Genomic DNA, 14,132 nt, shown 5'->3' on the forward strand with positions numbered 1-14,132 from the left:
GCACTTCCCGGCCCTCTTATTTCTATTCTTCCCCCGTCCCGTGTCCTCACAGGTAACATCATCCAGAAGTTATTTCCCTATCACCGGCCATCCATCAACCCAATCCAGCTTCTCTACCCTCAGTTTCGAGATCCCCCTATCCGCCGCATCATAGCCATGGAAGATGATATAATCTACCCCGTCAAAAGTACTTACGCCATTATGGCCCACGCCATACCAGTTAGTGTCACCTGCCAACAGGATACTGCCACCGCCTTTGTTCATTGACACGCCCTCTTTATCCAGGTATGGTCCCTTCAATTTTTTTGAACGACCGATAATCATTTTGTAAGTGCTCTTCGGCCCTTTACAGCAATAATCTATCGAGGCAAATAGGTAGAAATATTTATCGTGCTTAAATATAAAGGGCGCTTCAATGGCATTGCCTCCTGCATCAACAGGATTACCGTCAACAGCGGGTAGATTTTCCGTTGCTATTTTTCGGCGTGTTGCAATGGTTGGAATGTTATCAATATTTTCCGCAACGCTTAACCTGTCTTTATTCAGCTTCACCAATTTTAATCCATCCCAAAACGAGCCGAAAACCAAATATGGTGTACCGTCTTTATCGGTAATTAAATTAGGGTCGATGGCGTTCCAGTTGGTTTTACCGGGGATAGATTGAGTTACCTTGCCATGATCAATCCATTTATAGTTTGGATCATTGGTATGCAACGTGGCATTGGTCGCCACACCTATGGCCGAAGTATTTTTGCCAAAGGCCGATACAGAATAAAACAAGTAGTACAGCCCGTTGTAAAGCGAAATATCCGGTGCCCAAATATGCCCTTTAAAACCGGGGATAGCATCAACTGCCCATTGCGGGGGCGTTGCAAATACAGGTTTCTCAGCCTTCCAATATACCCTATCGCCTGACGACCACATAGCAATGCCATTACCTGTACAGAAGATGTAGTAAGTGCTATCCTGCCGGATCATTACCGGGTCGTGTACCGATATATCAGTCCTTAATTCCTGGGCATTGCAGAAAATGCCCGGGAACAATAAGGATATGATCAGAAGGATCTTTTTCAACGATTATTTGTTTTTAAGCCTTACTACTTTGAATGAGTACGGCTCAACTGCCAGCTTTAAGGTATTGCCTGAAATGTCAATAGTGCTTTCAACAGGGCTAACTGCTGTGGGCGTGGCTAATGAATTTTCGGCATCCTTGTCATCGGCTTTCAGTGTAGTAACCGTGGCCTGTTTTTGATAACCTTTTGAGCCGGTAATCTTAAAGCTTACATTTTGTGCCGAAGTGCTGGTATTCACAAATTTGATCACCAGTTCATTGGTATTCTTATCTAAACTGGCAGTAGCATAGCTATCATTTTGGCCGGCTACGGCTTCGTTGTTTAACGTAAGCGGCACTACATCTGTTCCTTTATTAATGGAAAACAGTTGCTGCACATAATAATTCGGCGTAGCATAACTTTTCAGGTTATCAAACCAGATCAGGTTTGGTGTCCACTGCCAGCCTTCTACGTGTGCGAAAAGAGGGGCGTATGAAGCCATGTTCACTACATCGGCATTACGCTCCAAACCGGTCATGAAGGCCGCTTCAGACAATGCACATTCCCAATTGTTTTTGTTATCGGGGTTTACGGTTGATTTGCTTTGCGCAGCATATTCACCGGCGAAGATCTTAGGGCCTTTACGGTCGTAGTTATCATAACGGCGGGCATTATCCCTAAACCATTTTGCAGGCGCATAATAATGCTCATCCAAAATATCGGCACCTAAACCGCGGAAGGTTTTATTTAACAGTTCAAACTCTTTACCATCAGGTGATGGGCCTAAAGCCGATACGATCTTGATATCCGGGTATTTAGTTTTGATGGCTTTGGTAAAGATTTTCCAACGGTCGATATATTGCGGGCCCCATTGCTCGTTACCTACACCGATCATTTTTAAATTAAACGGTGCCGGGTGACCGAGATCGGTACGCAGCTTACCCCATTTGGTGCTGGCATCGCCATTAGCAAACTCAATCAGGTCGAGCGCGTCCTGTACGTAAGGATCAAGTTTATCCAAAGGCACCAGCTCACCGGTGTTGAATTCGCAGGCCATACCGCAATTCAGGATAGGCAGAGGCGAAGCGCCAATATCCTCGGCAGTCATGAAATACTCCATAAAGCCCAGACCGAAAGTTTGGTAATAATCAGGCGTTGGACGGTGTTTAAACTCGGTATTCCAGCGGTTAATGATATTCTCGCGTTTATCAACCGCGCCGATAGTTTTTTTCCACTGATAGCGGTTGCTCAACTCGCGGCCTTCAACAATACATCCACCGGGGAAACGTAAAAAGCCAGGCTTAAGATCAGCCAATCGCTGTACGAGGTCGGCACGCAGGCCACCCGGGCGGTTTTTCCAGGTGTGCTCGGGGAATAGGGAGATCATATCCAGGTCGATTACGCCCTTACCGCTCATCCAAACATACAACTGTGCTTTCTGCGTTGTAGCGTCCGATTTAAATTTCACGCTATAACGGTTCCATTCTTTATCAGTTGGTGTAAGCTCTGCCTTACCTATAATGGCATCATTGTCGCCGTGCAGTTCAATGTTCAGCTTTACGTTGGTATCGCCGTCTTGTTTTGCCATTACCGAAAAGCTGTATTCCTCGCCTTCCTTAACACCCATCCCGCGGAAACCCTCGTTAGAGAAACCATAGAAACCCGCATCACTTGTGATGTAGCTTTTTATAAAGTGCGCATTCTCCGGACGTTCAACAGCACGGTTGATCACTTCAGTGCGGCCATCACCTCCATCCTTTTTTTGCTCTTTCCATCCCATCAAAGGCATGTTAAACTCAAACGAACGGTTTTTTACCAACTCGGCATAAACACCGCCATCGGCAGCAAGGTTAATATCCTCAAAAAATATCCCATACATGGTAGGCTGAATGTGTGCCTTTACCTTATCAACCGTTATGGTATATTGTGTTTGCGCATGCAGCGCGGTAAAAGTACCGGCAGCACACAGCATTAAAAAAGCTCTTTTTAGCATCACTTATTTATTTGGAGAATTTGTAAATGGTGACCGTATGGTAAGTTTGACCAGGCTTTAACACGGTTGAAGCAAACGCCGGCTGATTTGGCGCATCAGGAAAATGCTGGGTTTCCAAACAAAACGCCGAACGGTAAGGATAAGCTTTGTCGCCTTTGCCATCTTTGGTTTCGCCGGTTAAAAAATTGCCTGAGTAAAATTGCAAGCCGGGCTCTTCGGTGAATACCTCCATAGTAATGCCGGTAACTGTACTCTTAACAGTAGCGATTGGGGTGCTAAGGTCATGCTTGTTCAACACAAAGTTATGATCATAACCTTTACCGTTTTTCAGTTGCTCATCGGCAATGCTAATGTCTTTACCAATGGTTTTTGAAGTGGTAAAATCAAATGGGGTACCTTTAACCGGCTGCAGCTTGCCTGTCGGGATCAACGTGGTATCTACCGGCAAAAATGCATCCGCATTTATCTGCAGTACATTGTCGGTAATAGTTGGGTTGCCCGCGCCATTCAGGTTAAAGTATGCGTGATTGGTTAAATTAACGATGGTAGTTTTATCGGTAGTAGCTTTGTATTCAATCTTAAGCGCGTTATCATCGCCCAGGGTATAAACCACCGTTGCAGTTAAATTGCCCGGATAACCGCCTTCGTCGTCTTTTGAAACATAGGTAAGTTCCAGTTGTGATGCGCTCAGTTGTTTAGCAGCAAACACTTTTCCGTAAAAGCCGTTGAAGCCGCCATGCAGGGTGTTTACACCATCGTTAATATCCAATTGGTAAGCTTTGCCATCAAGAGTAAATTTACCTTTGGCAATGCGGTTACCATAGCGGCCTATAATGGCGCCGAAATACGGCTCCTTTGGTTTTTGATAGCTTTTCAATGAATCGTAACCTAAAATAACATCGGTAGCTTTACCGTCTTTATCAGGTACCAGTAAGCTTACCAGCCTGCCGCCATAATTGGTAACGGCCACTGTTGCGCCGCTGTTATTTTTCAGGGTAAAGAGTTTAACTTTTTGCCCCTGTACATCGGCCTCAAAATTGGCCGAATCGGGTATTGACTGGGTAGTTACCGAGGTTGAATCTTTCACGGTTGAATCAGTTGCTTTTGGATTACCGTTACAAGCCGCAAAAAGCGCTGCCGAACAGCTTAACATCATTAATAAATTCTTGTTATTCTTCATAATTTGAGGTTGTTAGCTTGCTTTTTAAAGCATTTGCCGTTTAACTATTATAATTTCCGGAACAAATAAATTGGTTTAACTAATGGTTTGGGAATCAGTGAGACCAATGTATAAAAATTAATTTATAATTGTTAAAAAAACACTTAAAATATTTAATTTAAAAAAGCCCGCCTCGCGCGGGACTTTCTTATTCAAAAATCAAATATTTCAACTAAACACCTGCAGCCTTGGCATGGTCGGCCAGGAACTGCGCAAGTCCGTTATCTGTAAGCGGATGTTTTAGCAAAGCGGTAATAGCACTCAGCGGACCGGTTATCACATCGGCCCCAAGCTTAGCACAGTTAACAATGTGCATAGCGTGGCGTACCGAAGCTGCCAGGATCTGTGTTTCATAACCGTAGTTATCATAAATCAGCCTGATATCTTCAATCAGTTGCAAACCATCAGTTGAGATATCATCTAAACGACCAATAAACGGCGATACGTAAGTAGCACCAGCCTTAGCCGCCAACAGGGCTTGGCCTGCCGAAAACACCAGCGTACAATTGGTTTTAATTCCTTTTTGCTTAAAATACTTTAAAGCTTTTACGCCATCTTTTATCATGGGCAGCTTTACCACAATGCGCTCGTGAAGAGCTGCCAGCGCTTCGCCTTCGGCAACCATCTCATCAAAGGTGGTTGATATTACTTCGGCGCTCACATCGCCATCGGTAATTTCGCAAATGGCTTTGTAGTGGTTAATGATATTTTCATGGCCGGTAATACCTTCTTTAGCCATCAAAGATGGGTTGGTGGTAACGCCGTCTAATACGCCCAGGTCGTGGGCTTCTTTAATTTGTGCCAGGTTGGCTGTGTCAATAAAAAACTTCATTTTATAAATTATTGTACTTACCAGAATTTAGCATAAAGCATGGTAAGCAGGATAAGTGTAACTACAATTAATGCCATGGTTGATTTCTCAACCTTGAACATACTACGCGGAATTTCAAATGCTTTCGGATTAACTTTCGGTCCGGCAAGGCTGATGGCCACCATCACAATAATGGTGAACATGAATGACAGCCCCATACAAATCAGGAACGGAATTTCATAGCCGCCTTTTCCATTAGGGAAAGCTGTATAAAGCAGGGTTTCGTTACCAAACAATTTTGGTGCATAGTTATTGAACAATACCGACATGCCAAAACCTGTCAAGATGCCCGCAATAGCGGCTGCGCCTGTGGTACGTTTCCAAAAGAAACCTAAAATAAAAATGGCGAAGATCCCCGGACTGATAAAGCCGGTGTATTTCTGGATAAAGGTAAAGCCGCCTTCGCCGCCTATGCCTAAAAGATCTTTCCAGGTAAGCATGATAGAGAACACTAATGCAGCCAAAATAGTAAGCCTGCCTACATTAACCATACTCTTTTCACTGGCTTCTTTGCTGATATGTTTTTTGTAGATATCAAGCGTAAAGATGGTACTGATACTATTTGCCTTACCTGCTAATGAAGCCACTATAGCAGCAGTTAAAGCTGCAACCGAAAGACCTTTTAAGCCGGTTGGTAAAAAGCCCAATATAGCCGAGTAAGCATTATCTGAGTTGAAGTGCCCACCCGATGCCATTTCTTGTTGCAAGCCACCGTTTTTGTACAATACGTAAGCAGCAATACCCGGTAATACCACTATAACAGGCATAGCCAGTTTCATTAAACCTGCAAAAAGGATCCCTGTACGGGCAGTTTTCAGATTAGCACCCAAAGCCCTTTGTGTGATGTATTGGTTACAGCCCCAGTAGTTCAGGTTCACGATCCACTGACCGGCAAAATACATAGCAATACCAGGCAGCGCAAGGTATTTGTTGATCTCTGCCTGCGGAGCGCCCGGCTTAGGTTTAGCCATCATCATTTTAAAGTGATCTGGTGCATCGCTCATCATTTTATTTAAGCCTGCCATAGCGTCTTTGCCCAAACCAAAATGCTCGCTTACCAAAGTAAGCGCTATATAAGTGGTAGCCAAACCGCCAACAACCAGCACCAATACCTGTATAACATCGGTAAAACCGATCACCTTCATACCGCCAAGGGTAATGAACAAGGCAAAAATAGACAGCGCGATAATGATCTCGTGCAGGTATCCGCCACCCATTAAGTTGTTAATGGCCAATGCACCCAGGTAAAGTATAGAAGTTAGGTTAACTAACACATACAACAATAGCCAGAAAATGGCCATGATAAAACTTACCGTTTCATTATACCGCGTATGCAGAAATTGCGGCATGGTGAAAATCTTATTTTTGAGGTATACCGGTATAAACCATACAGCCACAATAATCAGCGCTATGGCAGCAACCCATTCGTAAGCTGCAACGGCCAAACCCACGGCAAAACCCTGTCCGCTGGTGCCTATAAATTGCTCGGCAGATATATTCGACGCGATTAGCGAAGCACCAATGGCCCACCATGTAAGCGACCCCTCGGCCAGGAAAAAGTCGTGACTATCAGATACGCCTTTGATCTTTTTACGGCTGTATACCCAGTACCCGTAGCTCGTAACTACAATAAAATAGATTACGAAGATCACGTAATCGATAGTGGAAAATTTGTTCATTATTTGGTTTAAATTAGTTGCCCCTCCCAACCCTCCCCTAAGGGTGAGGGCTTTTTAAAGCATTGGTTAAGTTTATACTCTTCTCATTTTTTTTGAACCGAAACCTGTGGAATAAAGAAATTAATATCATACTAAATAAATTCCTTAATTCCATGAATTCGAGTTCAGACAATTCCGAAATCGAAAATTCGCAATGGCGTTGCCTGCGGCCGGGCTATCCGCTCATACTGCACAAGGCCTTAGCCACGTGGCCGGTATCCGCTTCTATCCCTAACGCGAAACAGCGCAGAACTTAAGACTTACGAAGTTTTAAAAACTTCGTAAGTCTTTAAAAAAAACGCCGCCGCTCGGCTCCAGCCGAGTGGCTATTATCCCCAGGCCGCTGGCCTGCTACTCCAATCCCAGCGGCCAGAGGCCGCTTAATAGTTGCCACTCGGCCAGAGCCGAGCGGCGGCTATCTTATATTTTTTTCCAAGTCTCCCCTTCTGGGGGAGATTTAGAGGGGGCTGGGGCTATTTATACGCCGCGTCATTCCACCTGATCTCGTTCCTGAACTGATCAAGCTTGGTGTCTTTGCCTATACGCAAAAACTCAATACCAGCCATATCAGCGAAATCATTGATCAACTCGGCCGACAGGTTTTGGCTGTATGCGGTATGGTGTGCACCACCGGCGTAGATCCAGGCTGCGCAACCGGTTTTCATATCGGGCAGTGGTTTCCAAAGCACCCTTGCAACTGGCAATTTCGGTAGATCTTCAACCGGCTCGATGGCTTCAACCTCGTTAACAATTAAACGGAAACGGTTGCCCATATCCACAATTGAAGCATTGAGCGCAGCACCACCGGCTACATTAAATACCAAACGTGCAGGATCCGCCTTGCCACCAATACCTAAGGCATGTACTTCTAATGCTGCTTTACCGTTGGCTAAGCTGCTATCAACTTCAAGCATGTGTGAGCCTAAAACCAAAGCATTGTTCGGATCGAAGTGATAAGTATAATCTTCCATGAAAGCGTTACCGCCTGGTAAACCAGCACCCATTATTTTGAATGCACGTACCAGGGCAGCGGTTTTCCAGTCGCCTTCGCCGGCAAAACCGTAGCCATCGGCCATTAAGCGCTGTGAGGCAATACCCGGTAACTGGATCATGCCATGCAGGTCTTCAAACGTATCGCTGAAACCTTTGAAGCCGCCATCTTGTAAAAATTTACGTAAGCCAAGTTCAATTTTAGCAGCGTCATAAACCGACTGATACCTTGCGCCGCCTTGCTTAAGGTCATCGGCCATAGTGTAAGTAGCTTCGTACTCATCTGTAAGGGATTTAACCTCAGCATCATTGATACTGTCAACTACGGCTACTAAATCACCAATACCATAAGTATTTACAGCGAAACCAAATTTCAATTCGGCCTCAACTTTATCACCATCGGTAACAGCTACAAAGCGCATGTTATCGCCAAAGCGAACAAACTTAGCGCCTTGCCAATCGTACCAGCCGGCAGCCGCGCGGCTCCAGCTTTCAATGTCTTTCAACACTTCGCCATCCTGCCAGTGGCCAACAACCACTTTACGGTTCATGCGCATGCGTGATACCATGAAACCGAATTCCCTGTCGCCATGGGCGCTTTGGTTCAGGTTCATGAAGTCCATATCAATTGAGCTCCATGGAATATCGCGGTTATATTGGGTATGCAGGTGCAGCATCGGTTTTTTAAGGATACTTAAGCCCCTGATCCACATTTTGGCAGGCGAAAAAGTATGCATCCAGGCAATAACACCGATACAGTTTTCGGCAACGTTAGCCTGCTGTAAAGTGTTATAGATTTCTTCGGTTGATTTAACAACTGGTTTGTACACTACCCGCACAGGAATATTGGCAGCGCCATCAATACCTTTAGCAATTTCCTGCGAGTGCTCGGCAACTTTTTTCAGTGTTTCTTCTCCGTATAAATTCTGGCTCCCGGTAATGAACCATACTTCAAATGTTTTCAGATCGATCATTATAATTAATTATTGATTTAGCGAATGAGTGATTTAGTGAATTGGTTTAGTTTTTTGGCGACAGCCTGAATAATGCTGCGCCGTGTTTGTTTATTTTTTGCTGATAGCTTGTTTTGTACTGGCCAACATCCTGTTTTTTCCACAGGTCACGTACGGTTACCTTGCCTTTCAGGCCCAGGTCTTTGAAGTTCAGGGATACGGATTTATCATCATCGCCGATATTGAAAAAGGCGGCATAAATATCCCTGTTGCCAGGGATCTGCGAATACCAGATCATGGCGCCATCTTTTTTGTATAACTGCTTGGGGTTCGATCCTTTTTGGTTTACCGCAATTACCTCATCATTGGTAAAAAGCTTCAACTCAAAATCGCGGTTCTCGGGCAGGTTGCCTCCTATCATCAGTGGTGAACGGAAGATACTCCAAAACGTCATATGGGTATATTCCTCATCTTCAGTAAAACGGCTAAAGCGCTCCTGGCCTACAGGTCCACGTTTACTCAGCTTGCCAATCTGGATCATATCACAATCGGGCCAGTGGCCGGGGCCGCCAATGCCTTCCCAGCTTTTGGCATATTCAAACATGTGCAGGATCTCTTTCCAGTTATCCCAAAAGTCATCAGCCATACGCCACATATTGGCATATTTAGTAGCATGAGCAGCCTGTGCAACCGGCGTTTCGCCGGGCGATAAGCTTAATACAACCGGCCTTCCGCATTGTTGGATGGCTTTCTGATAACCTTCAACCTCGACATTACTATATGGGCGTGAAAGGTCATCTACCTTAATAAAATCAACTCCCCATGAAGCGTAAAGCTCCAGCAGCGAATTCAGGTATTCCTGTGCACCGGGCTTTTTCATATCCAAACCATACATATGGTTCATCCAAGGGCATTTTGAGTTTGTATCGGCCACCATATCGGCAGTAATGCCATTGGTGCCTTTAACCGGCGATTTTGACCAAACAGCTTGTCTCGGGATCCCGCGCATAACGTGGATGCCGAATTTTAAGCCTTTGCTGTGGATATAATCGCCCAGCGGTTTAAAACCGTTACCGCCAAACGCTGATGGAAATTTAGTGGGTTGCGGAGTTAACCTTCCCCATTTATCCATAGTTAACCATGGAACATATGAACCATCCTGTAAACGCAATTGGAAGGGGTTGCCAATATTGCTGCCCGGAGGGTTATCGTACGACCATAAAAAGTCGACTACCACATACTCCCAGCCATGCTGTTTCAGATGCTCTGCCATGTAATCGGCATTGGCCTTAACTTCATCTTCATGTACTGCCGAACCAAAACAGTTATAACTGTTCCAGCCCATTGGCGGTGTAGCTGCTACCTGAGCCGATAAACGGGTGCCCAAAAACAGGCAAATCAGCATAAAAAAAGCAAATTTTAAAAAACGGGGACCGTGCGATTCCCCTCTTGAGAGGGGGGTAGGGGTGTGTTCATCGCTTTTGTTATTCCGGGCGCATAACACACCCCTGCTCCCGCTCTTATCCATCGCGCCCCCTCTCAAGAGGGGAGTTGGAAGTATTGATATTCTTTTCATGCTTATTGTCCGTAATATGAATCGGGTCCGTGTTTACGTTCGTAATGCTTTTTAATTAGTGCATCCTTTAAGCGGGGGGCACTTTTATCAATTTGTTCGGTAAGGTAGGCCATTTGGGCTACAGCTTCCAGCACAGCGCTGTTGTAAACCGCTTTTTCGGCAGTTTTACCCCAGGTAAACGGGGCATGGTTGCCCACCAGCACCATTTCAACCTCTTTATAATCCAGGCCTTTTTCTTCAAAGCATTCCATGATCTGGAAACCGGTTTGATACTCGTAGTTACCTTTAATCATTTCGTCATTCATGGGTGGGGCGCAAGGGATATCAACCGTTAAATGATCTGCATGGGTAGTACCGAAGATCGGGATATCACGTTGCGACTGTGCCCAGGCTGTTCCGTAGGTAGAGTGCGTATGCACAATACCGTTGATGCCTTCCCAGTGTTTATAAAGTACGGCGTGTGTTTTGGTGTCACTTGACGGGCGAAGGTCACCTTCAACGGTGTTGCCATCAAAATCAACGATTACCATTTTTTCCGGTGACAAGTCTTCATAAGGCACGCCGCTTGGTTTTATCGCAAATACACCTAATTCCCTGTCGGCGGCGCTTACGTTACCAAAAGTGAACAGCACCAGGCCCAATTTGGGCAGCTGCATATTGGCATTATAGGCACTAAGCCTTATATGATCATATTTACTCATGTCTTTATTAAGCGTTTTGCAGTTCAGGATTATTTTTCAAAGCAACTTCGGCAGCTACAAACTTGCCCAATATGCTGTATTGGTTATAGCGTTGCTGATAAACTTCCTTCAACGCGATGTTTGGCTCATAAACCACGTCAAAGCCGCGGCCCATGGCTGTCATAGCCTCTTCGATAGTTGGGTAGATACCGGCAACCACCGCAGCAAACATCGCAGCGCCCAAAGCACAGGTATGTTTAAACTGGTGAATACGGATAGGCATGCCCAAAACATCGGCCATCATTTGCATCACGAAAGGTGATTTTTTTGCTACGCCGCCGATACCGATGATTCCTTTAACCGGGATACCCTCGCTGATAAAACGATCAACAATGCTCTTGGCACCAAAGCAGGTAGCCTCGGCCAACGCACGGAATACCCGTGGTGCATCACTGCCCAAACCTAAACCGGTAATAGCGCCCTTCAATTCCTGGTTAGCATCCGGTGTGCGACGGCCGTTAAACCAGTCGATAGCCAGCTCATTGCTTTCTTCAATTGGTAATAAAGCTGCCTGCCTGCTTAGCTCAGGGATGATCATTTCTGAAATCTCCTCTTTCAACGCTTCGGCAGTGGCCGCGTCAATTACCTGCGATTGTGAAAGCAGGTTATTTAATGGCCAGGCCAGGATGTTTTTGAACCAGGCATAAGTATCACCAAAAGCCGATTGACCAGCCTCTAAACCTGCCATTCCCGGAATAACCGAGCCATTCACCTGTCCGCAGATACCGCGTACCAGTTTGCCTTCCATCTCTGATGTTGGGGCAACCAGGATATCGCAGGTTGATGTGCCCATTACCTTGCTCAGGTGATAAGGCTCAATCTGGCCGCCAACAGCGCCCATGTGCGCGTCAAAAGCGCCGGTACCTACAATCACATCGGTTGAGAGTCCCAATATCTCCGCCCACTCCGCGCTAAGGTTTCCGGCTGCTTCATCGGCCGTGTATGTATCTTCATATAATTTATCCCTGAAACCAGCCAGCACCGGATCAAGAGAAACAAAAAATTCTTCAGGAGGCAGGCCATTAAATTCTTCGGCCCAAAGGGCTTTGTGACCAGCAGAGCAACGGCCGCGTTTAATGGCCTTAACATCGGTACCACCGGTTAACAGGAAGGGGACCCAGTCGCAATGCTCGACCCATGAGGCAGCAGCATCACGTACACTTTTATCAACCCTTAGTACATGCAGCAGTTTAGCCCAAAACCACTCTGACGAGTAGATACCGCCAACATATTTCAAATAATTGGTATCAAATTTTGCAGCATGTTCATTGATCTGCGCTGCTTCTTTAACCGAAGTATGATCTTTCCACAATACAAACATGGCATTGGGGTTAGTTTCAAAACCGGGGGTTAAGGCAAGCGGAGTACCGGCAGCATCAACCGCAACGGGGGTTGAGCCGGTGGTATCAACAGAAATGCCTTTTATATTTTTTGCGATGGCTTCACCGCCGGCCTGTGCAATACAATCTTTAATAGTGGCTTTAAGTCCGTCGATATAATCCTGCGGATGCTGGCGGAACTGGTTTTCGGCAGGTACACAATACTTGCCATCGCGCCAACGGGGGTAATTAAATACTGATGATGCTATTTCTTCTCCGTTGGCCGCGTTTACTATCACGGAGCGCACGGAGTCAGACCCGTAATCAACCCCGATCACTAATTGGTTATTGCTCATATAAAGATTTATAATTATTGTCGAAATAACACTTAATTTTTGACAAAGAAAAATTTTATTTAAAATTTTATTCAGATAAAATGCATTATTTACTTAAAGGAACCTTTTGGCCTGTAAAAAAGTCATTACATAGTTCAAGTACCTGTCGAAAAAATCGCCGGTACGTCTATTCAGCCCGGCAATAATTAGTGTTCTTTTAACAATATAAAATAAGCTTTACAAAACGGATTGGCTGTTTTGGGGTGGTAAAACGTTTAATTTACTCATACAGTATATAGCGTTGCCGTTACTAAAAATGAATCCGGCGCACTGGGAAAATCAAATAACATCTTTGCCCTTGTGACAACACTTTTCCGGCAAACCAATAAAAAAGCGGAACAGTCAATCACGACCAATTCCGCTTAAAACTGTAACAAAAACTATCTGATTATTTAACGCCATTTGCCGCGTCCATGATGACTTTGGCAACGGCCTCAGGCTGCGAAATGAAGATCACGTGGCTGCCTTTTACCTCTGTTACTTTTGCACCGGCACGTTTGTACATGGTACGCTCAACATCGGGCACAATGCTTTTATCTTCGGTGGCCACTATAGCATAGCTTGGTTTGGTTTTCCATGCCGCTTCGGCAACAGGCGTAACAAAACATTGAACCGAAGTTGGCCCCTGCGATGCAAACATGAAGTCGGCTTCGGCTTTACTTAGGTCGCCGGCAAAACCGCCATGAAATTTGGCTTTATCATAGTAAACAAAACCTTTATCATCCGGCGGCAAAATACCGTTTTCGGGAGCCGGAGGAGCCGACTGTACCCATTTTATCGTATTTTCCCCTTTATCGGGCATAAAAGCGGCTATATAAACCAACGCTACTACTTTTGAATTATTCCCGGCTTCGGTAATTACCGTACCACCATAAGAGTGGCCTACCAATACCGTCGGGCCATCCTGTTTATCCAGGATCCGGTTGGCAGCGTCAACATCGTCCTTTAAAGAAGTAAGCGGGTTTTGCACCACGGTAACATTATAACCTTTTTTTGTAAGGATATTGTACACGGCCTTAAAGCCCGAGCCATCGGCAAAGGCCCCATGCACTAATACAATGTTTTTAACAGGCTGTGCCTGGGCAGCGGCCTTAAAAGTAAAGGCAAACAAGCTGCCTAATAAGATAGTCGCCGCAACTAAATGTGCTTTTAAGCGGCCTTTCATGAATTTTGTGTTCATTTTTTACTAGAGTTTAAGTTTCATAAATAATACTGTTGACAGCACCATTTCAAAGCTTGCTCCAAAAACACAAAATACTATTAATCAATGCATTAATTAAAATACAGCTACCCAACATTTACGATA

The 14,132-nt window shown here is 45.2% G+C and carries 10 protein-coding genes; all 10 read right to left on the bottom strand.

The features are described 5' to 3' along the window. Nucleotides 1–69: 69 nt before the first annotated feature. The 10 genes from BLP33_RS13065 to BLP33_RS13110 all read right to left on the bottom strand — a co-directional run bounded on the left by BLP33_RS13065 (nucleotide 70) and on the right by BLP33_RS13110 (nucleotide 14,006). A complete protein-coding gene (locus tag BLP33_RS13065) occupies nucleotides 70–1,074 on the bottom strand; it encodes a family 43 glycosylhydrolase (protein WP_254780125.1) in 1,005 nt (334 codons plus the stop codon). A gap of 3 nt (nucleotides 1,075–1,077) precedes the next feature. Next, nucleotides 1,078–3,045, bottom strand: a complete 1,968-nt coding sequence (locus BLP33_RS13070; protein ID WP_090528884.1) for an alpha-L-arabinofuranosidase C-terminal domain-containing protein — start codon at nucleotides 3,043–3,045, stop codon at nucleotides 1,078–1,080. A 7-nt stretch (nucleotides 3,046–3,052) separates the two neighbouring features. Further along, nucleotides 3,053–4,225, bottom strand: coding sequence for an aldose epimerase family protein (locus BLP33_RS13075; RefSeq protein WP_254780127.1), 1,173 nt, complete (start codon nucleotides 4,223–4,225; stop codon nucleotides 3,053–3,055). A 211-nt stretch (nucleotides 4,226–4,436) separates the two neighbouring features. After that, on the bottom strand, nucleotides 4,437–5,096 hold the full coding sequence (fsa, locus tag BLP33_RS13080; RefSeq protein WP_090528887.1) for a fructose-6-phosphate aldolase: 660 nt from the start codon (nucleotides 5,094–5,096) through the stop codon (nucleotides 4,437–4,439). A 17-nt stretch (nucleotides 5,097–5,113) separates the two neighbouring features. Next, nucleotides 5,114–6,814, bottom strand: a complete 1,701-nt coding sequence (locus BLP33_RS13085) for a sodium:solute symporter family transporter (RefSeq protein WP_090528891.1) — start codon at nucleotides 6,812–6,814, stop codon at nucleotides 5,114–5,116. 512 nt (nucleotides 6,815–7,326) lie between these two features. After that, complete coding sequence (gene araA / locus BLP33_RS13090; protein WP_090528894.1) at nucleotides 7,327–8,817, bottom strand: L-arabinose isomerase; 1,491 nt, start codon at nucleotides 8,815–8,817, stop codon at nucleotides 7,327–7,329. 46 nt (nucleotides 8,818–8,863) lie between these two features. Next, the gene (locus BLP33_RS13095; RefSeq protein ID WP_217633158.1) at nucleotides 8,864–10,372 is read right to left on the bottom strand and encodes a glycoside hydrolase family 27 protein; all 1,509 of its coding nucleotides are present in this window, start codon (nucleotides 10,370–10,372) and stop codon (nucleotides 8,864–8,866) included. 2 nt (nucleotides 10,373–10,374) lie between these two features. Continuing rightward, complete coding sequence (locus BLP33_RS13100; protein WP_090528897.1) at nucleotides 10,375–11,073, bottom strand: L-ribulose-5-phosphate 4-epimerase; 699 nt, start codon at nucleotides 11,071–11,073, stop codon at nucleotides 10,375–10,377. 7 nt (nucleotides 11,074–11,080) lie between these two features. Further along, on the bottom strand, nucleotides 11,081–12,787 hold the full coding sequence (locus BLP33_RS13105) for a ribulokinase (RefSeq protein WP_090528900.1): 1,707 nt from the start codon (nucleotides 12,785–12,787) through the stop codon (nucleotides 11,081–11,083). 427 nt (nucleotides 12,788–13,214) lie between these two features. Further along, on the bottom strand, nucleotides 13,215–14,006 hold the full coding sequence (locus BLP33_RS13110) for an alpha/beta hydrolase (RefSeq protein WP_090528903.1): 792 nt from the start codon (nucleotides 14,004–14,006) through the stop codon (nucleotides 13,215–13,217). Nucleotides 14,007–14,132 lie beyond the last annotated feature (126 nt).

This window comes from Mucilaginibacter sp. NFR10, from assembly GCF_900100445.1.
Taxonomy (GTDB): domain Bacteria; phylum Bacteroidota; class Bacteroidia; order Sphingobacteriales; family Sphingobacteriaceae; genus Mucilaginibacter; species Mucilaginibacter rubeus.